Raw genomic sequence first — 19,514 nt, forward strand, 5'->3', positions numbered from 1 at the left:
GTGCCCGCCGTGCCCTGCCGGCGGCAACGCCCCGCGCCGGCCGCAGCCCGGCCAGCCCGTATAATTGCCGGCCCATCCGCCTTTCCTCCGCAGCCGACAATGCCCGTCATCAACCGCCTGCCCGACCTCCTCGTCAATCAGATCGCCGCCGGTGAAGTCGTGGAGCGACCGGCCTCGGTGCTCAAGGAGGTACTGGAGAACGCGGTGGATGCCGGCTCCCGCGCGATCGAGGTGCAGCTGGAACAGGGCGGCGTGCGGCGCATCCGCGTCAGCGACGACGGCTGCGGCATCGAGCGCGACGACCTCGCCCTCGCCCTGGAGCGCCACGCCACCAGCAAGATCGCCAGCCTGGACGACCTGGAGCGGGTTGGCACCATGGGCTTCCGCGGCGAGGCGCTGGCCGCCATCTCCGCCGTCGCCCGCACCACCATCACCAGCCGCGCCACCGGCGCCAGCCATGCATGGAAGATAGACGGCGACGACCGCAGCCTGAGTCCGGCGGCGCTCAACGCCGGCACGGTGGTGGACGTGGCCGACCTCTATTACAACACCCCGGCGCGGCGCAAATTCCTCAAGTCCGAGAGCACCGAATACGCCCACTGCGACGAGATGTTCCGCCGCGTCGCCCTCGCCAGGCCGGACCTCGGCATGCAGCTCTCCCACAACGGCCGGGTGATACACCGCCTGCCCGCAGGCGAGGCCGATCGCCGCGTCGCCGCGCTGATGGGCGACGACTTCCTCGCCCACGCCCGCGAAGTCCATGCCGAAGGCGGCCCGCTGCGCCTCACCGGCTTCGCCTCGCTGCCCGCCTATTCCCGCGCCAGCCGCGACGCCCAGTACTTCTTCATCAACGGCCGCTACGTGCGCGACAAGCTGCTCACCCACGCGCTGCGCGAGGCCTACGCCGACATCCTGCACGGCAGCCGCCACCCGGCCTACGTGCTGTTCCTGGAGCTGGACCCGGCGGGCGTGGATGTGAACGTGCATCCGGCCAAGATCGAGGTGCGCTTCCGCGAAAGCCGCGCGGTGCACCAGTTCGTCTTCCACGCGGTGAAGCGCACCCTGGCCGAGTCCGGCGCCAGCCGCGCCGGTCTGGTCGCCGACGAGGACGGCGTGATCCATCCGCCGGTGACGCCGGCCGCCATGGACGCCGCGCCGCCATCCACGTCACCGGCCGCCCGCCACTGGCCGCCGGCCGGCGCCAGCCAGGGCCGCCTGGCGATGGACTCCGCCAGCCGCTCCTACTTCGACTTCGTCGGCAGCGCCCGCCCGGCCAGCGCCCTGCCGCAGGCGCGCGCCAGCAGCAGCGGCGACAGCGTGGCCACCGCCGAGCCGCGCAGCTGGGCGCCGCCCCCGCCGCTGCCGCGCAGCGAAGCCGCGCCGCCGCTGGGCTACGCCATCGCCCAGCTGCATGGCATCTACGTGCTGGCGCAGAACGAAGCCGGGCTGGTACTGGTGGACATGCACGCCGCCCACGAGCGCATCCTCTACGAACGCCTGAAGACGGTGCTGGACGGCACGCCCTCCATCCAGCGCCTGCTCATTCCCGCAGTGTTCTCGGTCGGCCCCAAGGACATGGCCGCCGCCGAGGAATGCGCCGAGGTATTGCTGCGCATGGGTTTCGAAGTCGCCCCCGCCGGGCCGCAGGAACTGGCGGTGCGCACCGTGCCGGCGCTGCTCGCCTCCGCCCCGGTGGCGGAGTTGATGCGCAAGCTGCTGGAGGAACTGCGCGAATTCCCGGCCACCGAGGTCGCCACCACCCGCCGCAACGAACTGCTCGCCACCATGGCCTGCCACGGCGCGGTGCGCGCCAACCGCCAGCTCACCCTGCCGGAGATGAACGCCCTGCTGCGCGACATGGAAGCCACCGAGCGCGCCGACCAATGCAACCACGGCCGGCCCACCTGGACGCAGCTGACCATGAGCGACCTGGATCGCTTCTTCATGCGCGGGCAATAAGAAAAAGCGAGAAAAAGCGGGAACCAGAAAGAACCGGGAGCCGCCCGGCAGCACACCAGACGCGGACCCGCATGCGGCTCGCGCACCCCATCCTCCCCGCCGGGAACACCAAGCCCGCCGTTCCGGAAACGGAACCGCCGCCGGAACGGCTGGCCAACGCCTGAACAACTCACCCCCCTCCGGGCCAGGCCAACCGGCCCGCCGACGTCAACGCTCGCCCGGCGCCACCTCCGGCCCCCGCAGCGATGCCGGGCCGCGCGGGGCGGGCGGCGTCGACGCGGACGGCGGCGTTGCCGGCCGAGGTGCGGTCGCCGGCGTACGTGGCTCGGCCGGCACCGTCGCCGCCGGCGAGCGGGGCGGCCGCTCGCTGCGATCCGGCTGCGAGGGGCGTTCCGGGCGGTCAGGGCGGTCAGGCCGATGCGGCGGCGGAGGGCGCACCGGCGGGCGCGGCGTCGGCGGATACGCCCAGGGCGGCCGCTGTGGCACCACGATCACCCGCCGCCCCAGCGGCCGGCCATCGTCATCGCAGTCCTCACGGTAGCGCGCCTCACAGTCTGCCCTGGCTTGCGCCCGCGCCGCCTCGCGCTCCTCGCTGGCCTGCCGCTGGCGGCGCTCATCCTCCAGCTGGACCTCCAACTCGCGCAGGCGCTGGTCGGTGCGGCGCGCCTCCAACTCTTCCGGCGTCGGCTTGGGCGGCGCCGGCACCACCGACACCCGGCCGCCGATGGGCTGCGCATTCACACCGGGCGGCGGCGTGGAGCCGTAGCTCACCCGACCGTCGCGCTCGGTCCAGCGGTAGACCTGCGTCTCCTGCGCCGCCGCGCTGCCCAGCAGCAGGGGCGCCAGACAGGCGATCAGCCAGCGTGAGTCCATAGCCCTCGTCTCATTGTCCTGTTCATGACCGGTAGACCGGCTGGGGCGGGAAAAATGCCTGCCGCCGTCCATACTGGAGCAAGCGGGGAAAGCAGCGCCCTTCCCCGCTCAACGCCCAGGGAGTCTCGCATGATGACCCGCGCCACCGATCTTGAAGCCACCGAAGGCGTATTCAACCAGGCGCCGCCGCTGCAGGACCACAACCGCTATCTCGGCCATGCCGCGATGCGCGACGCGCTGGCGCGGGAATGCGGACCGGCGGTGGCCGCGGCGATGGAGCCGGCGCTCGCCCGCCTCGGCGAAGAACTCGCCAGCGCCGACTGGATCACCCGCGGCGAACTCGCCAACCGTCACCCGCCCGAACTGCGCCTCTATGACGCCCAGGGCCGGCGGCTGGACCGCTTCGACTTCCACCCCGCCTGGCACGATTGCCTGGACTGGCTGAAGCGCAACCATGTCGCCGGCGCCGCCTGGGCGGACGAACAGCCCGGCGCGCAAACGAAGCGCGCCGCCCTGTTCCAGCTCTTCGCCGAAGTTGAATGCGGCAGCCTGTGCCCGGCCACCATGACCCACGCCGCGCTGCCGCTGCTGATGCGCGAGCCGGCGCTGGCCGAGCCCTGGCTGCGCCTCGCGCTCGCGCCGGCCCACGACCCGCGCTTCATCCCCGCCGCCGGCAAGCGCGGCCTGCTCATCGGCATGGGCCTCACCGAGCGCCAGGGCGGCTCGGACGTGCGCGCCAACATCAGCCGCGCCGACCCGGCCGGCGATGGCTGGTATCGCATCACCGGCCATAAATGGTTTTTCTCGGTCGCCATGAGCGACGCCTTTCTCGTCACCGCCCAGGGCGCGGATGGCCTGGGCTGCTACTTCATGCCGCGCTTCCTGCCGGACGGCAGCCTCAACGCCCTCCACCTGGTGCGCGCCAAGGACAAGCTGGGCGACCGCTCCAACGCCAGCGCCGAAGTGCGCTTCGATGGCGCCCTCGCCCTGCCGCTGGGCGAGCAAGGCCGCGGCATCGCCACCATCATCGAGATGGCCAGCTACACCCGGCTGGACTGCGCCAACGGCTCCGCCGGCATCATGCGCGCAGCCCTCGCCCACGCCCTGCACCACGCCCGCCACCGCCAGGCCTTCGGCAAACCGCTGATCGCCCAGCCGCTGATGGCGCAAGTGCTCGCCGACATGGCGGTGGAGGTGGAGGGCCATGTCGCCCTCTGCCTGCGGGTGGCCGCCACGCTGGACCGCCAGCGCGACGACGCCGCCGAAGCCGCGCTCAAGCGCCTGCTCACGCCGGTGGCCAAGTACTGGGTGTGCAAGCGCTCGCCGGCGCTGGTGGCCGAGGCGATGGAAGTGCTGGGCGGCAACGGCTACGTGGAGGAAAGCCCGATGCCGCGGCTGTTCCGCCAGTCGCCGCTCAACGCCATCTGGGAGGGCGCCAGCAACATCATGTGCCTGGACGTACTGCGCGCCCTGGCCCGCGACAAGAATGCCGGCGCAGCGCTGGCCGCCGAACTGGCACCCGCCCGCGGCCGCCACCCCGCCTACGACCGCCACCTCGACCGCCTCGGCAAGCTGCTGGCCGCCCCGCAGGAGGCGGACGCCCGCCGCCTCACCGAAGCCATCGCCCTGGCGGTGTCCGCCGCCCGCCTGCTGCAGGGCGACGGGATTGCCGGCGAGGCGTTCTGCCTGGGCCGGCTGCAGGAAGGAGCCGGCAGCAACGCCTTCGGCGGTGGGCCGGCGCTGGACACGGCCGCACTGCTGCAGCGCGCACGGCCCGATCCGCCTTGACCCCCCGCGGGAAAAACCGCCTGTGGAGAATCCGGTAATAAGCGAAACAATCCACCGTTTTCCCCAGCCAAGGTGCACAGCCCGTGGGAGAAGCTGTGGACAAACTGCGCAAGCGCTTGAAAGCAAAGGACCGAGGCCCTCTGCTTCAGAAAGTGGCAAGCGCTACCCGCGTGCGCAGTCGCAAGCCGGGGGCTGACCGTGCCGCCGCCGCCCGCCTATGATCCGCCGCTCCCTCAGCGCGAGACGCCCGTGAAAGACGACTACCCCGAGTTGCTGCCCCAGGTCGAAGCCATCGCCCGGCACGCCGGCGCGGCCATCCTCGAACTGTATGCACAACAGGAGAACAGTGCGGCACCCGCGGTGGCCTACAAGACGGACGCCTCGCCCGTCACCGCAGCCGATCACGCGGCGGAAGCAGTGATCCTGCACGGGCTGGCGCAGCTCACCCCGGAGATTCCGGCGATTTCGGAGGAAGCCGCCTGCGCCGGCCGGCTGCCGGAGCCGGGCGCACGCTTCTGGCTGGTGGATCCCCTGGACGGCACCAAGGAGTTCATCCAGCGCAACGGCGAATTCACGGTAAACATCGGCCTCATCGAAGCCGGCCAGCCGGTGCTGGGCGTGGTGCTGGCACCGGCGCTCGACCGCCTTTACGCCGGCGCGGCAGGCCTGGGCGCCTATCTGGCAACAGCCGGGCAAATACGCCCCATCCGCTGCCGGGCAGTGCCAGCGGAAGGCTGCACCGTGGTCTTCAGCCGCTCCCACGGCAATGACGGCGCCCTCGCCGCCTTCCTCGCCGGCCGCCGGGTGGCGCGCTCCATCAGCGCCGGCTCCTCGCTGAAGCTCTGCTTGCTCGCCAGTGGCGAGGCGGATCTCTATCCCCGCCTGGGCCGCACCATGGAATGGGACATCGCTGCCGGTCATGCGGTATTACGGGCCGCTGGCGGGCATGTGCGCACCTTGCAGGGTGCCGAGCTCGGCTATGGCAAACCCGGGCTGGACAATCCCCGCTTCGTCGCCAGCGGACGGGACTGAGGCCGCCGCTTGCAGGCTCGCCCGCGAGGCACGCGGGCGGCACGACGGAACAGGGCAGGCTGGAACAGGCCCAAGGAAGACGGAGAGCGCGGAGGGAAGCGCCCGCGAGCGCCACTGCCGGCCTCCCCTGCGGGAGCGCGATGGCGGGAACACCGAATGCTTGTCAGGGCGCCGCACGGCATCCGGCCCGGGTTTTCCCCAGCCACCGTGCACAGCTACCGGGAAAAACTGTGGAAAACAGGGACAAACCCTTGAAACGAAAGAACCACCGCCTGCTGCCTCAAAACGCGGCAGCAGGCGGCCTTACCCACTCAAGACCCCCGCTGCACTTCCTTGGCCTTGTTCTGGATGGCTTCGCCGCCACGTTCGATGTCCTTGCCGGCACCGGCCACGGTGTTGCAGCCACTGATTACGAAGGCAGCTGCGATGAGGGCGATGATCGCTTTCATTGTCTGTCTCCTGGATGCAGGTTGGGCGCCGCCCCCGCGGCTGCGGGATCGCAAGGCGGTGCGGCGCGGCGCCTATCCTACTCCTTCGGCCGCTTGCTAGACTGCCCCACAGCCGCACGCTTCCCCGGCCACGCCCTCCCGCGACGCGACTCAAGGACAAGCGCATGAACCGGCCCTCACCTCTCCCCGCTTCCGGCTCCGGAACGCCAATCGGCCCCCTCGCCGAATCCGCCACCGCCTCCGGCCCGGCGCTCTCCTCCTCGCTGCCGCTACCCCGCCCGCTGGGGCGCTTGCGCGCCTGGCCGCACCTGCTGCTGGCCGGCGGCTGCGCGCTCATCATCTCCCTGCTCATCACCAGCTTCTGGCAATCCTCGCTGGGGCTGGAGGCGGTGTCCTCCGTTCAGGCTCAGAGCGAGCGCAACGGCCGGCTGGACCGCCTGCAGCTGCGCCTGGTGGACGCCGAGACCGGCGTGCGCGGCTACCTGCTCACCGGCGAGCCCATCTATCTCGAACCCTACGAAGCCGCCATCACTGGGCTGGACCAGAAGCTCATCCTGATCAGCGAGGACTTCGCCGACCTGCCGGCCTCGGCCCCCGCCATCGCCGAGCTGCAGGAGCTGGTGAACGACAAGCTGCGGGTAATGGCCGAAGCGGTGGCACAGCGGACCATGGCCGAGCAACCCGCCGGCGACATCGTCGGCAAGCAGTTGATGGACCGGATCCGCGGCTCGCTGGACAGCCTGCGTCAGCAACTGGGCAGCGCCAGCCAGCGCTCCATCGACCAGTCGGTGCTGCGCTTCCGCCAGACGCGTTTCGCCGTCATCGCCCTGGCCACCGGCGCACTGGTGCTGCTGCTGATGCTGTTCAACACCATCCTGCGCCAGCTGCAGCTGCGCGAGGAAATCGGCCGTCTGCTGTTGACCGAGAACGAGCGCCTGGATGCGCTGGTGCAGGCCCGCACCGCCGAACTCAGCAGCCTGGCCAGCTACCTCACCAACAGCCGGGAGGTGGAGAAGGCCAGGCTGGCGCGCGAGTTGCACGATGAACTCGGCTCCCTGCTCACCGCTGCCAAGATGGATGCCGGCGCCATCGCGCGCAAACTGTCGCCGGAAGCGCTGGCGCCGCTGAAGCCCAACCTGGACCGCCTGCGCGACACCCTGTCCAGCGGCATCGCCCTCAAGCGCCGCATCATCGATGACCTGCGCCCGCCGCTGCTGCAGGATCTCGGCTTGGTCGCCGCGCTGCGCGCACTGGGCGACGACTTCGCCTTGGGCCATGAACAGCAGGTGGTACTGAAGCTGCCGGAAGAAGACGACGGGGAAACGCCGGAGATCAGCGGCGACCGCGCGCTGGCCTTGTTCCGAATCGCCCAGGAGGCGCTCACCAACATCCGCAAGTACGCCCAGGCGCAGCAAGTGGAGCTGGAACTGAGCTTCACCGCCGGCCATGCGGAACTGCGGGTGGCGGACGACGGCGTAGGCTTCGATCCCAAGCGCACCGCGGTCGGCCACCACGGCCTGGCCGGCATGCGTCACCGCGTACAGATGTTCGCCGGCAGCTTCGTGCTGGACAGCAGCCCCGGCAAGGGCACCCGCATCGTGGTCCGGATTCCGCTGGCTTAGCGGGCACCTGGCAGGGCCCCGGCCAGCGGTGGCGACAAGCGCCGCCGGCCGCCGCGAAGGTAACAAGGAATGAGCCGCGGCCGCGGCTCCTACCCTTCCTGCGCGCTGGCGACGAAATCCAGCAGCTCGTCCATCTGCATGGATTTGTCGAAGAAGGCCTCGGCGCCGAGCGCGGCGCAGTGCTCCCGCACGGTGGAATGGGCGTAGTTGGACAGCACCACCGCCCGCGGCGCGCCAAAGCGGGCAGGTTCGGCGTGCAGCGCACGCAGCACGCCGATGCCGCTGCCGGCGCGCAACTCCAGGTCCACGATGACCAGCGCCGGCTGGCGTTCGGCCAGCAGGTCCAGCGCGCCGCGCTCGTCCTCTGCGCGGCCCACCAGCTCCACGCCCATCTCCTCCAGCATGCCGGAGAGGATCTGGCCGAGCAGGGGCGAGTCTTCCACCAGCGCCACGCGCAGTGCCGGGAGTACGTCGGGCGTGGGGGCAGTGGTGGCGCTCATTCGACGATCAGGCCGTTGCGTACGGCGTAAGTGGCGAGCTCCGCGTTGCTGGCGACGCCTATCTTCTCCAGCAGCCGGGAACGGTAGGTGGAAATGGTCTTGACGCTGAGCTTGAGCGCATCCGCGATGTCGGATACCGACTCGCCCTGCGCCAACCGCAGGAAGACCTGCAGTTCGCGTTCGGAAAGGCTCTCGTGGGGCAGCCCGCTGCCGCCGCCGGTGAGCTCGTCCGCCAGCAACTCGGCCGTGCGCGGGCTGAGGTAGCGCCGGCCCTGCGCCACCGCGCGTATGGCGGCCACCAGGTCGCCGCGTTCGCAGTCCTTGCACAGGTAGCCGTCGGCGCCATTGCGTATCATCGCCAGCGCGTAACGGTCTTCCGGGAAGCCGCTCAGCATCAGCACCCGGGTGTCGGGGTAGCGCTGGCGCACCCGGCGCAGCACGTCCACGCCGCTCTGTCCGGGCAGGGACAGGTCGAGCAGCAACACCCGGCAAGGAGACTCGCGCAAATGCTCCAGGGCCGCTTCTCCCGACGCGGCTTCGAAGGCGATGCGGATGTCGATTTCATCCGCCAGCATCTCCCGGAAACCGGCGCGTACGATCTGGTGGTCGTCCACGATGGCGATGTCGAGCATTTGAGTTTTCCTTGTCTCTCTGATCGGAATCCGGCTTGCGCCCCGCATGTGCGGGCCCGCAAGCCGGATTCTATGCCGGCGCTGCGCCGCCGGCAGGCATGCGGCGGCTAGCCCTTACCACGCATCAGGTTGATGACGAAGCTGACCACCGCCATCACCAGGAAGACGAAGAACAACAGCTTGGCGATCTCGGCCGCGCCAGCGGCGATGCCGCCGAAACCGAAGACGGCCGCGATCAGCGCGATGACGAAGAAGACTACGGCGTAGTGCAGCATGACGGGTTCCTCCTAGGTTGGGGCTGGAGGCACGGCAGCGGAAGTGCCGGGCGTGCGATTGAACTTTACGCGCCGCTCCGGCGCCGCCTCATCGGTCGCGTCCTAATGTGCTGTCGGACGATTCCGACGCCGTTCCGCCCTGCTCCGGCAACAAGGCAATACCCGCGCCGGAGTCCGTCAGCGCAGCGGCATTGCCGCCGATGATGGGATCGCCGGCCGGCTGCGGCACTTCCTCCCCGGCCTCCACCCGCCGCCACTCCCCTTCCGCCGAACGGCCGTAGCTGCGGCTGCCGACGCAGGCGAAGTCACGGTCGGAGATCAAATCCCAGCGCTCTATGGCCATGCGCGCCCGTGCCGCGTCCAGGGCCACCAGGTTGAAAGAGTTGGGCGCGCCCGCGCGCAGGCGATGGGAAAGACAGGTGCCGGCCAGCGCCACTACCGGTGCCTTCGGCACGTCGGGGAAGCGCTCGGCCGCCAGCGCCACATAGGGATCGTGGATGTGACCGCCCAGCACCAGGTCCACCCCGCCCTCCGCCAGCGCGTGGGCAATCGCCGGCCCGGGCCGGACGAGGTTTTCCTCATCCACGTCCTTGCGGCAATCCAGCGGATGGTGGAATGCGACCACGCGCAGGCCGGGAGAATTCACCTCCGCCAGCCGGGCGCTCAGTTCCGCCGGCTTCAGCGCGCCGTTCTTGTGCCGCCAGCGGGAGGTGGAATCGAAGCACAGCAACTCCACCCCGCCCACGCACCAGGGCGGCGGCTCCGGGGTGAAGAAGGCGCGGTCGAAACGCGCCCTTGGCTTGAACAGGCGCTGCGCCAGGTTCCACAGCGGTATGTCATGGTTGCCCGGCACCACCCGCAGCGGCAGGGGCGCCAGGCGGCGCACGAAGTCCGCTGCGGCGGCGAACTCCCCCGCAGTGGCGCGCTGGGTGATGTCGCCGGAGATCACCACCAGATCCGGGGCCAGCGCCTCGGCCGCGCGCAGCAGCGCCGCCACCGCCGGCGGTCGCTCGGTGCCGAAATGCGGATCCGACAGATGCAGCAGGCGCACGCTCACCCGGCCACGTCCTCCTTCATTGCCACGCTCCCCGGCGCAACACCGCCGGTTGGAGCCGCGTCCGCTCCGGGCGCGGCGGCGGTCAGCTCTTCCTCAGTTCTCCGTGCCTCGGCCAGCGGGGGCGACATCAAGCTCAGTGCGTCGTCCCAGGAGCGGAACTCCAGCGGCGTCTCCAGCCGCAGCAGCTCGCCGTCCAGCGCCACCCGGACGCGGCCGCGGCGGCGGCGGATCAGCAGGCGGTGGGCGCAGAAGCTTTCCAGGCTCTGTTCCTGGGAAAGCATGCGCAGCAAACCGTTCAAGGTCAGCTTCAGCATGCCCCACCAGCTCACCGGCCGCAGCACCACCACCGCCAGCTGGCCATCGCCCATGCAGCGCGCCACATCCAGCGAAACATCCTTGAGCTGCAGCGCGTTGTTGCCGACGAAGACCATGGGCGTGCGCACCCGCTGGCTCACGCCGGCGATTTCCAGTTCCACGTCCATCACCGGATGGCCGCGCAGCATGCTGATGACGGTGGAAGCGATGACCACAGCCCGGTTGCGGCCGAAGCGGGAAGTGCTGCGCTCGCGCTCGGCAATCGCTTTGGCGTAAAGGCCGAAGCTGGCGTTCACGAGAAAGACATGGCCGTTCACCTGGCCGAGGTTCACCGCCTGCGGCTGGCCGTGGAGAGCCACCTCCAGCGCACCCTCCATATCCTCTGGAATGCGGTAGTTGCGGGCGAAGAAGTTGAAGGTGCCTATGGGCACCACCGCCATCGGCACCTCGCTGCCGGCCAGCACCTGGGCCACGGTGCGCACCGTGCCGTCGCCGCCGGCGGCGATCACCACGCCGCCATCCGCCTGCGCCGCCCGCCGCGCCCGCTCCGCCGCCTGCGCCAGCCCGGAGGGGCTGTCCGGCACATGCACCACCAGTTCGCGGCCGAGTTCGCGGCAGCGCTCGGCGGCGAGTTCCTCCAGCCGCGGCCCCTCGCCTGAGCCGGAAGCACGGTTGGCGATGAGGTGCAGCGGCCGCGCCGCCTGGGCGGGCTGCGCAAGTGGCCGGGCTTCAGCAGAAATAATCTCGGGCATGAACGCTCTCCTCGCGCGGCGGATGCTTCTTGCACCCCGGCAGCGATCAGTCGAAGTGGAGCGGCCCGGCGCAGGATCGGCTTCATCCGCCGCAACACACACCACCGCCCGGAACGGCTCTGGTCCAGCCTGCTTATTCCGGGGAGGCTTCCTGCCATTCCCCGCAAGCGCCGCTTACGGGAAATGAAGCCTTGGTGTCTTGCCGCGCGGGTGCCCGACGCGCATGCCGGCCACACGCAAACATGCTGCCAGTATCGCGGCCCTATGCAGCCGCCTGTAACAACCGGTAGCACACCAGCGGTCAACTTCTCCTTTTCCTACAAGGACTTTGGCAGCCTGCCTACAGTCCGCCCCGGCCAGCCTCCCTAGAGTGACGACAAGCGTGTCGGCCTGAGCCCGGGCCACACCTGACAGCGTCAAACGCTTCGACCAGAAGGAGACCTATGATGAAGAAGCCGACCACCAAGTCCCTGCTCACCGCCGCCATTCTGGCCGCCTCCACCACAATGCTCGTCGCCTGCGGCGAGCCCGAGCCGCCCACGCCGGGCCAGCGCCTGGACAGCGCCATCGACGCCACCAAGGAACAGGCGGCGCAGATCGAACGCAAGATGGAAAACGCCGGCGCCGAAGCCGAGCGCAAGGGCGAACAGGCCAGCGCCCAGATGGAAGAGAAGGCAGACGCCATCGCCCAGGCCGCCGAGGACAGCACCATCACCGCCGAGGTGAAGGCCAAGATCGTCCAAGCCGAAAATCTCAAGACCCTGGACATCTCGGTTGAGACCGACAAGGGGGTGGTGGTGCTCACCGGCCAGGCGCCCAGCGAAGTCGCGGTGGCTAACGCCAGCGCCATCGCCCGCTCGGTGGAGGGTGTAAAAGATGTGGATAACCGGTTGGTAATTGCCTCCCGCTAAGTACCCGAATCCCCCCGAAATCCCCTGAAAGCCGCGCCGCCCCTGGAAACGGGGGCGGCGTTTTTTATCCACAACCGGAGCGCGCCACTGAACAACATATAGTGGATCAATCAAACTGGAACACTACAGGTTGTATCCCCAGCCTTGACAGCACCCACCCTCGACCATTAACTTTCACGCCTCGTCGCACCGGTTCGGCCCTGTCCGGATCCGGGGGGAAGACGGCACCGCAGCCACTGCGGATTCCGTGCTCCCGCCCAGCAATCACCGAGTCCATCGTCCCCCTTCGCCGGGAGCATGTTCCCGAGAAAGTGAGCGACGAACCCAGGACCCGACCGCCAGGAAACCGGCCGCGACGCAGTTCCTTCAATAACGGACCGGAGCGGGGCTTTCCTGGTGAGGTTTATGGACAATTACCGTGTTCGCCCACCGCTTCAACGCCATTGGCAGAGCCTTGCGTGCTCTGCCTTTTGTTTTTTCAAAGCTGCCGGCCCATGCCGACAGTGTGGTTTCTGAGCCGCAAGACCGCGACCCAGAGCAGAACGTAACCTCCGACAACTCGCCCAAGGACCCGACAACCATGGACCGACTCCCGATCGACCCCGCACTCGCCGCCTTCCAGGTCATTCGCCGCAATGGCGCGGTGGTGAGTTTCGACCCGAGCAAGATTGCCGTGGCGATGACCAAGGCTTTCCTCGCGGTGGAGGGTCGCCAGGGAGCCGCCTCCGCCCGCATCCGCGACATCGTCGGCAAGCTCAGCGAAACCGTGGTGCTGGCGCTCACCCGCCGCATGCCGGACGGCGGCATGCTGCACATCGAAGACATCCAGGACCAGGTCGAGCTCGCGCTGATGCGCTCTGGCGAACATGACGTCGCCCGCGCCTACGTGCTCTACCGCGAGCGCCGCTCCGCCGAGCGCGCCGCCGAGAAGATGGCCCACGCCGGCGACGCCGGCAGCGAGGCGGCGATGCATGTGGTGGATGGCGACATCCGCCGCCCGCTGGACGTGGCCGCCCTGCGCGCGGTATGCCAGGAAGCCTGCGCCGGGCTGGAAGACGTTTCCGCCGAAACCGTGCTGGAACACGCCATGCACAACCTGTACGACGGCGTGCCCATCGCCGCCGTGCGCCAGTCCCTGGTGCTGGCCGCCCGCACCCTGATCGAGCGCGAGCCCAACTACGGCTTCGTCGCCGCCCGCCTGCTGCTGTCCGCCGTGCGCGTCGAGGTGCTGGGCCGCGAAACCTCCCAGGCGGAAATGTCCGACCCGCTGCTGGGCTATGCCGACTACTTCCCCAAGGCCATCCGCCGCGGCATCAAGGCCGAGCTGCTGGACCCGCGCCTGGGCGAGTACGACATCGCCCGCCTGGCCGCCGCCCTCAAGCCGGAGCGCGACCACCAGTTCGAATACCTCGGCCTGCAGACCCTGTACGACCGCTACTTCCTGCATGTGGACGAAGTGCGCATCGAGCTGCCGCAGACCTTCTTCATGCGCGTGGCCATGGGCCTGGCGATCAACGAGATCGACCGCGAAACCCGCGCCATCGAGTTCTACAACCTGCTCTCGTCCTTCGACTTCATGAGCAGCACGCCGACCCTGTTCAACAGCGGCACCCGCCACTCCCAGCTGTCGTCCTGCTACCTCACCACCGTCGCCGACGACCTCGAAGGCATCTACCAATCCATCAAGGAAAACGCCCTGCTGCAGAAGTTCGCCGGCGGCCTGGGCAACGACTGGACCCCGGTGCGCGCGCTGGGCAGCCGCATCAAGGGCACCAACGGCAAGAGCCAGGGCGTCATCCCCTTCCTCAAGGTGGTGAACGACACCGCCGTCGCGGTGAACCAGGGCGGCAAGCGCAAGGGCGCCGTCTGCGCCTACCTGGAAACCTGGCACCTGGACATCGAGGAATTCCTCGAACTGCGCAAGAACACCGGTGACGAGCGCCGCCGCACCCACGACATGAACACTGCCAACTGGATTCCCGACCTGTTCATGAAGCGGGTCATGGAGAACCTGGACTGGACGCTCTTCTCCCCGGTGGACGTGCCCGACCTGCACGACCGCTTCGGCAAGGACTTCGAGGCCGCCTACCTCGCCTACGAGGACAAGGCCACCCGGGGCGAACTCAAGCTGTTCAAGCGCATCCCGGCCATCCAGCTGTGGCGCAAGATGCTCACCATGCTGTTCGAAACCGGCCACCCCTGGATCACCTTCAAGGACGCCTGCAACCTGCGCTCGCCGCAGCAGCACATGGGCGTGGTCCACAGCTCCAACCTGTGCACCGAGATCACCCTGAACACCTCGGAAGACGAAACCGCGGTGTGCAACCTCGGCTCGGTGAACATCCCCGCCCACCTGGTGCGCGATGCCGAAGGCAAGTGGAGCCTGGACGGCGACAAGCTGCGCCGCACCGTGCGCACCGCCATGCGCATGCTCGACAACGTCATCGACATCAACTACTACGCCACGCCCAAGGCGCGCGCCGCCAACGTCCGCCATCGCCCGGTGGGCATGGGCATCATGGGCTTCTCCGACGCCCTGCACGTGATGGGCCTGGCTTACGCCTCCGACGACGCGGTGGAATTCGCCGACCGCTCCATGGAAGCGGTGTGCTACTACGCCTACTGGGCCTCCACCGAACTGGCCGAAGAGCGTGGCCGCTACTCCTCCTTCCGCGGCAGCCTGTGGGACAAGGGCATCCTGCCGCTGGACAGCCTGAAGCTGCTGGCCGAAGGCCGCGGCAAATTGGGCGCCAACGGAAATGAGGGCGGCGCCCTGGTCGAGGTCGACCGCTCTGCCACCCTGGACTGGGACGCCCTGCGCGCCCGCATCGCCCAGCACGGCATGCGCAACTCCAACTGCGTCGCCATCGCCCCCACCGCCACCATCTCCAACATCGTCGGCGTGTCCGCCTCCATCGAGCCGGACTACCAGAACCTCTACGTGAAGTCGAACCTCTCCGGCGAATTCACCGTGGTCAACGCCCACCTGGTGCGCGACCTCAAGGCCCTCGGCCTGTGGGACGAAGTCATGGTCGGCGACCTGAAGTACTTCGACGGCTCGCTCGGCCCCATCGACCGCATCCCGGCCGACATCAAGGCCCGCTACGCCACCGCCTTCGAGATCGAACCCAGCTGGCTGGTGGAAGCCGCCTCCCGCCGCCAGAAGTGGATAGACCAGGCGCAGTCGCTCAACCTCTACGTCGCCGGCGCCTCCGGCAAGAAGCTGGACGAGCTCTACCGCCTGGCCTGGCTGCGCGGCCTGAAGACCACCTACTACCTGCGCACCTTGGGCGCCACCGCCATGGAAAAGACCGGCGCCGGCAGCAGCGGCGAGAGCGCCCAGCCGGGCAAGGCCGGCAGTGCCAGCAGCGCCGCCGCCTCGCCGGCCACCTACGGCAGCACCGCCCCCAAGGCGTGCTCCATCCTCGATCCTGACTGCGAGGCCTGCCAATAATGAGCGCCTTCAACTTCAACGACTGGGATAACCCCGCGCCCCGCTCCACCCCGCAGCCCGGCGCTGCGGGCGCAGCGCCCGCCGGCGGCTTCGGTAGCGGCACCCCGCTGGGCGGCCGCCCCGGCCTGGACGCCGCCGCCGCCCGCAACCCGGCCATGAATGCCGCCGGCCCCCGGCCGGGCGCGCTGGCCCCGGTGCGCGCCTCCGACAAGCGGGTGGTGAACGGCCAGGGCGACATCAACCAGCTCGCCCCCTTCAAATACCCCTGGGCGTGGGAGTTCTTCCTCAACGCCAACCGCAACCACTGGACGCCGCTGGAAATCTCCATGGCCCAGGACGTGCACGACTATCACCACAAGCTCACGCCGGCCGAGCGCCATGTGTTCGAGAACGTGCTCTCCTACCTCACCACCTCCGACATCCTCGCCATGCGCAACATCGGCCTGGCGGTGATGGAGAAGATGACCGCGCCCGAGCTGCAGATCTACCAGGCCCGTCAGGTGTACGAAGAAGCCCTGCACACCTGGACCTACCAGCACTGCATCGAGAGCATCGGCCTGGACCAGCAGGAGATCTACAACCGCTACCGCGTGGTGCCGGAAATCCACGGCAAGATCGCCTTCGCCAACAGCCGCCTCGACCGCGTCATGCAGTCGGACTTCGACCTCACCGACCGCGACAACCTGCACGAATTCGCCCTCTCCTACCTCTTCTTCGCCGGCATCTTCGAAGGCTGCTGGTTCTACAACGGCTTCTCCCCCATCTTCGCCCTGCAACGCCGCGGCCTGATGAAGGGCACCGCCGAACAGCTGCAATACATCATGCGCGACGAAGTGCTGCACTGCGCCTTCGGCATCCGCGTCGTCCGCACCCTGATCGCCGAAGAAGAACTGGAACTGGACCCGAAAGCCATCGGCCGCCTGTGGGAAGAAGCGGAAGCCTGCGAAAGCGCCTACGCCAACTTCCTGCTGAGCGAACCCATCCTCGGCTATTCCGCCAGCCAGCACATGGCCCAGTTCCGCTTCGTCGCCAACCGCCGCGCCCGCCAGCTGGGCCTGGGCGAACCCTACCCCGGTGCCGAAAACGTACTGCCCTGGCTGGATGAACAAGCCAACCTGCGGAAGGAGAAGAATTTCTTCGAAACCCGGGTCACGGAATATCAGACGGGTGGTGCGCTGAGTTGGGATTGAGGTGAAAGTGCAGTTGACAGGCTCCAAGTTGGGGCCTTGTTCGTATCTGCCTCCACAACTCACAAGCTGCTGATCGGTACCGGCGCCTTCCTGCTGGCGGATGCGCTGGGCGCGGCCGGCCTGGCCATCGTGGAAGACCTGGGTGGCGTCTACATCGCTGGCCCCAAGGGCCCGGATGGCGACAAGGCGCAGTTGCTGCGCGAAGCCACCGCCGCCGAGCTGGCGAAGACCGAAGGCCCCCTGCCCTTCGACCGCGCACTGCTGGACGTGATGGCGACCGCCCGCCACATCCAGCAGGTGCAGGTGGTGAACGGCCTGGTGCCGGGCCGCCTCACCACCGCGCGTTCCGCCTGAAACGCTGCCATCCGCGCCGCCGCCTCGCCCGACCGGCAGGCGGCGGCGCCTTCTTTTGCGGCGGGAAGGGCGGCACCTATCGCCGACCGCCCGAAACGCCCGCCCCCATGCCCTGGGCGCTCAGCCCTCGGGCGCCAGCTTGTCCTGCGTGCGCAGTTCGAAGTCGCTGGCGTCGTGCCGCTCGTGGAGCTGGCCGGCGGGATCGCCCCAGGTGCGATTGACCATGCGGCCGCGTTTCACCGCCGGGCGCTCGGCGATTTCCCGCGCCCAGCGCAGCACATTGGTGTAGCGCTGGGCGTCCAGGAACTCCGCCGCGCCATACACCTCGTTCAGCACCACCGCGCCGTACCAGGGCCAGATGGCGATGTCGGCGATGGTGTACCCGGCACCGGCCACGTAGCGCTGGCCGGCCAGGCGGCGGTCCAGCACGTCGAGCTGGCGCTTGGCTTCCATGGTGTAGCGGTTGATCGGGTACTCGTACTTCTCCGGTGCATAGACGTAGAAGTGGCCGAAGCCGCCGCCGAGGATGGGCGCGCTGCCCATCTGCCAGAACAACCAGGAGAGGCACTCGGTGCGCGCGGCGACTTCGGCCGGCAGGAAGGCGCCGAACTTCTCCGCCAGGTAGAGCAGGATGGAGCCGGACTCGAACACCCGGATCGGCGGGCTGGCGCTGCGGTCCAGCAGCGCCGGGATCTTGGAGTTGGGATTGACCTCGACGAAGCCGCTGCCGAACTGGTCGCCCTGGTTGATGCGGATCAGCCAGGCGTCGTACTCGGCGCCGGCATGGCCGGCGGCCAGCAGCTCTTCCAGCAGGATGGTGACCTTGGCGCCGTTGGGCGTGCCCAGCGAATAGAGCTGCAGCGGGTGCTTGCCCACCGGCAGGTCCTTGTCGTGGGTGGGTCCGGCGATCGGCCGGTTGATGTTGGCGAACTCACCGCCGCTGGGCGTTTCCCATTGCCACACTTTTGGGGGCGTATAAGGGGTATCGGACATTTGTTCTGGCCCTCTCGGAATTGGGGAATTGGCCGCGGCGCGCGCCGGGCGAAGCCGGTGTTTAACAGGCCGGCTTCCTCAGGGCAACCGGGTGGGCTTGCGCTGGCGGCCCGCGGCGCGCTTCGGCGCCGCGTCGCGAAAGGTGTGACTGCGGGTAGGGCGGTGGGTTGCAAGACGGCAGGGCTGGCTTTGGGCTGCCCCGCGATGGCGCCCGGCGTATCGCCGGAGCAAGCGCTTTTGCGCGGGATGGTGGCGGAAGACCCGTTCCGCAGATGGCTGCGGTCCGCGCCCTCGGGCAGGCGCGCAAGGCGGCGAAGTGCATCGCCAGCGCCCGCCCTTTCAGCCTTCAGTACAGGCCCGCCTTGTCCAGCCCGAACGCCGCGTCCGCCGACCCCGGCTCGGCGCGGAAGGCGACGCTCAGGCGGTTCCAGCCATTGATGGCGATGACCAGGAAGCTGAGGTCGGACAACTCCTCCTCGCTCAACTGGGTGCGCACCCGCTCGTAGATCTCGTCCGGCACGCCGTGGGGCGGCAGCGTGGTCAGCGCCTCGGTCCATTCCAGCGCGGCGCGCTCGCGGGCGTTGAACAGGCCGGATTCGCGCCAGATGGCGATGTGGTGCAGGCGCAGTTCCCGTTCGCCGTGGATCTTGGCCTCCTTCACATGCATGTCCAGGCAGAAGGCGCAGCCGTTGATCTGGGAGGCGCGAATGGTGACCAGGGGCTCGAATTCCTGGATGACAGCCTTCTTCTTCAACGCAAGGTTGAAGTCCATGTACTTCTTGGCGAATTCGGCGGAAACCTGGAAGTAGTTCATACGCTGGCTCATGGCACGCTCCGTTCTGTTGGAAGATCTGCCGCCTGCGTGTTCGGCACCGCAGGCAGCGGGTGTCGGAGAGGATGATGGCCCCGGCGGCCAGGCCATCACAGGGCCAAATCCGGCGTTTTCCGCTAGGCCATGAAGCGCATGCCGGCGGCCTCAGTCAGCACCTCAGTCACCGCCTCCGCCGCCATCTCCACCGCCGCCATCTCCTCCCTCTCCGCCGCCCGCGCTACCGTCATCCGCGGCGTGGCAACCGTCCCTCATCGAGTCGCCGCCGGCGCTGGCCATCGCCGCGTTGCCCGGGGCGTCTCCGCCATCGCCGCGCGACTTGCGCCTGCGCGCAAGGCCAAGCAACAGCAGGACAAAAGCGGCGGCCAGCGGCCCGAAGGCAATCAGCCCGGCGAAGCCCACCAGCAGCCCCAGCACCGCAAACATCGTCATCCCTCTCCTCCCCGTTCTCGAGTCGGCGCCGCGGCTCACATGCCGCGGACGCGCCACGCCGACGGTAACCCTAACCCGTTTGGGGGATGCCGGCCGC

18 protein-coding genes are annotated in these 19,514 nt (G+C 68.9%); 8 read left to right on the top strand and 10 right to left on the bottom strand.

Annotated elements, in window-relative coordinates:
* Positions 1-99 precede the first annotated feature (99 nt).
* Complete coding sequence (mutL, locus tag C7389_RS17005) at positions 100-1,959, top strand: DNA mismatch repair endonuclease MutL (protein WP_133593678.1); 1,860 nt, start codon at positions 100-102, stop codon at positions 1,957-1,959.
* A 207-nt stretch (positions 1,960-2,166) separates the two neighbouring features.
* Here the strand turns inward: mutL and C7389_RS25185 are convergent, their stop codons facing one another.
* A complete protein-coding gene (locus C7389_RS25185) occupies positions 2,167-2,832 on the bottom strand; it encodes a DUF4124 domain-containing protein (RefSeq protein ID WP_211168443.1) in 666 nt (221 codons plus the stop codon).
* A 129-nt stretch (positions 2,833-2,961) separates the two neighbouring features.
* Here C7389_RS25185 and C7389_RS17015 point away from each other — a divergent pair, with 129 nt between their 5' ends.
* Together C7389_RS17015 and cysQ are read left to right on the top strand one after the other, a co-directional pair.
* The gene (locus C7389_RS17015; protein WP_211168442.1) at positions 2,962-4,620 is read left to right on the top strand and encodes an isovaleryl-CoA dehydrogenase; all 1,659 of its coding nucleotides are present in this window, start codon (positions 2,962-2,964) and stop codon (positions 4,618-4,620) included.
* 249 nt (positions 4,621-4,869) lie between these two features.
* The gene (gene cysQ / locus C7389_RS17020; RefSeq protein WP_133593680.1) at positions 4,870-5,652 is read left to right on the top strand and encodes a 3'(2'),5'-bisphosphate nucleotidase CysQ; all 783 of its coding nucleotides are present in this window, start codon (positions 4,870-4,872) and stop codon (positions 5,650-5,652) included.
* Between the two features lie 311 nt (positions 5,653-5,963).
* Here the strand turns inward: cysQ and C7389_RS17025 are convergent, their stop codons facing one another.
* Positions 5,964-6,101, bottom strand: a complete 138-nt coding sequence (locus C7389_RS17025) for an entericidin A/B family lipoprotein (RefSeq protein WP_133593682.1) — start codon at positions 6,099-6,101, stop codon at positions 5,964-5,966.
* Positions 6,102-6,265: 164 nt separating this feature from the next.
* On the opposite strand from C7389_RS17025, the gene C7389_RS17030 reads away from it, so the two are divergent.
* Entirely contained in the window at positions 6,266-7,723 is a 1,458-nt protein-coding gene (locus tag C7389_RS17030; RefSeq protein WP_162851771.1) for a CHASE3 domain-containing protein, read from the top strand.
* A gap of 89 nt (positions 7,724-7,812) precedes the next feature.
* Here the strand turns inward: C7389_RS17030 and C7389_RS17035 are convergent, their stop codons facing one another.
* From C7389_RS17035 to C7389_RS17055, 5 genes are all read right to left on the bottom strand, one after another.
* A complete protein-coding gene (locus C7389_RS17035; protein ID WP_133593686.1) occupies positions 7,813-8,223 on the bottom strand; it encodes a response regulator in 411 nt (136 codons plus the stop codon).
* Positions 8,220-8,855 (bottom strand): response regulator, encoded by a 636-nt coding sequence (locus tag C7389_RS17040; RefSeq protein WP_133593688.1) that lies wholly within the window; start codon positions 8,853-8,855, stop codon positions 8,220-8,222. Before C7389_RS17040 ends, C7389_RS17035 begins: the two co-directional genes overlap by 4 nt.
* A gap of 107 nt (positions 8,856-8,962) precedes the next feature.
* Positions 8,963-9,130, bottom strand: coding sequence for a DUF1328 domain-containing protein (locus C7389_RS17045; protein ID WP_133593689.1), 168 nt, complete (start codon positions 9,128-9,130; stop codon positions 8,963-8,965).
* Between the two features lie 88 nt (positions 9,131-9,218).
* Positions 9,219-10,187, bottom strand: coding sequence for a metallophosphoesterase family protein (locus tag C7389_RS17050; protein WP_133593691.1), 969 nt, complete (start codon positions 10,185-10,187; stop codon positions 9,219-9,221).
* Positions 10,184-11,254: a diacylglycerol/lipid kinase family protein gene (locus tag C7389_RS17055; RefSeq protein ID WP_133593693.1), complete on the bottom strand. Its 1,071-nt coding sequence runs from the start codon at positions 11,252-11,254 to the stop codon at positions 10,184-10,186. Before C7389_RS17055 ends, C7389_RS17050 begins: the two co-directional genes overlap by 4 nt.
* A 443-nt stretch (positions 11,255-11,697) precedes the next feature.
* Between C7389_RS17055 and C7389_RS17060 the strand changes: the two genes are divergently transcribed.
* The 4 genes from C7389_RS17060 (at position 11,698) to C7389_RS17075 (ending at position 17,163) form a co-directional block, all read left to right on the top strand.
* On the top strand, positions 11,698-12,165 hold the full coding sequence (locus C7389_RS17060; protein WP_133593695.1) for a BON domain-containing protein: 468 nt from the start codon (positions 11,698-11,700) through the stop codon (positions 12,163-12,165).
* A gap of 580 nt (positions 12,166-12,745) precedes the next feature.
* Positions 12,746-15,619: a ribonucleoside-diphosphate reductase subunit alpha gene (locus tag C7389_RS17065; protein ID WP_133593697.1), complete on the top strand. Its 2,874-nt coding sequence runs from the start codon at positions 12,746-12,748 to the stop codon at positions 15,617-15,619.
* The gene (locus C7389_RS17070) at positions 15,619-16,809 is read left to right on the top strand and encodes a ribonucleotide-diphosphate reductase subunit beta (RefSeq protein ID WP_133593699.1); all 1,191 of its coding nucleotides are present in this window, start codon (positions 15,619-15,621) and stop codon (positions 16,807-16,809) included. The genes C7389_RS17065 and C7389_RS17070 overlap by 1 nt, the downstream gene beginning before the upstream one ends.
* A gap of 36 nt (positions 16,810-16,845) precedes the next feature.
* The gene (locus C7389_RS17075; RefSeq protein WP_211168441.1) at positions 16,846-17,163 is read left to right on the top strand and encodes an amino acid kinase family protein; all 318 of its coding nucleotides are present in this window, start codon (positions 16,846-16,848) and stop codon (positions 17,161-17,163) included.
* A gap of 120 nt (positions 17,164-17,283) precedes the next feature.
* Here C7389_RS17075 and yghU read toward each other — a convergent pair whose 3' ends face one another.
* The 3 genes from yghU to C7389_RS17090 all read right to left on the bottom strand — a co-directional run bounded on the left by yghU (position 17,284) and on the right by C7389_RS17090 (position 19,411).
* On the bottom strand, positions 17,284-18,156 hold the full coding sequence (yghU, locus tag C7389_RS17080) for a glutathione-dependent disulfide-bond oxidoreductase (RefSeq protein ID WP_133593701.1): 873 nt from the start codon (positions 18,154-18,156) through the stop codon (positions 17,284-17,286).
* Between the two features lie 346 nt (positions 18,157-18,502).
* A complete protein-coding gene (locus C7389_RS17085; protein ID WP_133593704.1) occupies positions 18,503-18,982 on the bottom strand; it encodes a carboxymuconolactone decarboxylase family protein in 480 nt (159 codons plus the stop codon).
* A 162-nt stretch (positions 18,983-19,144) separates the two neighbouring features.
* A complete protein-coding gene (locus C7389_RS17090; protein WP_133593706.1) occupies positions 19,145-19,411 on the bottom strand; it encodes a hypothetical protein in 267 nt (88 codons plus the stop codon).
* Positions 19,412-19,514: the final 103 nt, after the last annotated feature.

Origin of the sequence: Azoarcus indigens, assembly GCF_004361735.1 — a bacterium.
GTDB lineage: Bacteria > Pseudomonadota > Gammaproteobacteria > Burkholderiales > Rhodocyclaceae > Azoarcus > Azoarcus indigens.

Coding starts and splice junctions, on each gene's coding strand:
- yghU (WP_133593701.1), bottom strand. CDS start 18,156: ATGTCCGATACCCCTTATACGCCCCCAAAAGTGTGGCAATGGGAAACG.
- C7389_RS17055 (WP_133593693.1), bottom strand. CDS start 11,254: ATGCCCGAGATTATTTCTGCTGAAGCCCGGCCACTTGCGCAGCCCGCC.
- C7389_RS17085 (WP_133593704.1), bottom strand. CDS start 18,982: ATGAGCCAGCGTATGAACTACTTCCAGGTTTCCGCCGAATTCGCCAAG.
- C7389_RS17035 (WP_133593686.1), bottom strand. CDS start 8,223: ATGAGCGCCACCACTGCCCCCACGCCCGACGTACTCCCGGCACTGCGC.
- C7389_RS17090 (WP_133593706.1), bottom strand. CDS start 19,411: ATGTTTGCGGTGCTGGGGCTGCTGGTGGGCTTCGCCGGGCTGATTGCC.
- C7389_RS17025 (WP_133593682.1), bottom strand. CDS start 6,101: ATGAAAGCGATCATCGCCCTCATCGCAGCTGCCTTCGTAATCAGTGGC.
- C7389_RS17030 (WP_162851771.1), top strand. CDS start 6,266: ATGAACCGGCCCTCACCTCTCCCCGCTTCCGGCTCCGGAACGCCAATC.
- C7389_RS17070 (WP_133593699.1), top strand. CDS start 15,619: ATGAGCGCCTTCAACTTCAACGACTGGGATAACCCCGCGCCCCGCTCC.
- C7389_RS17015 (WP_211168442.1), top strand. CDS start 2,962: ATGATGACCCGCGCCACCGATCTTGAAGCCACCGAAGGCGTATTCAAC.
- C7389_RS17045 (WP_133593689.1), bottom strand. CDS start 9,130: ATGCTGCACTACGCCGTAGTCTTCTTCGTCATCGCGCTGATCGCGGCC.
- mutL (WP_133593678.1), top strand. CDS start 100: ATGCCCGTCATCAACCGCCTGCCCGACCTCCTCGTCAATCAGATCGCC.
- C7389_RS17040 (WP_133593688.1), bottom strand. CDS start 8,855: ATGCTCGACATCGCCATCGTGGACGACCACCAGATCGTACGCGCCGGT.
- C7389_RS17065 (WP_133593697.1), top strand. CDS start 12,746: ATGGACCGACTCCCGATCGACCCCGCACTCGCCGCCTTCCAGGTCATT.
- C7389_RS25185 (WP_211168443.1), bottom strand. CDS start 2,832: ATGGACTCACGCTGGCTGATCGCCTGTCTGGCGCCCCTGCTGCTGGGC.
- C7389_RS17060 (WP_133593695.1), top strand. CDS start 11,698: ATGATGAAGAAGCCGACCACCAAGTCCCTGCTCACCGCCGCCATTCTG.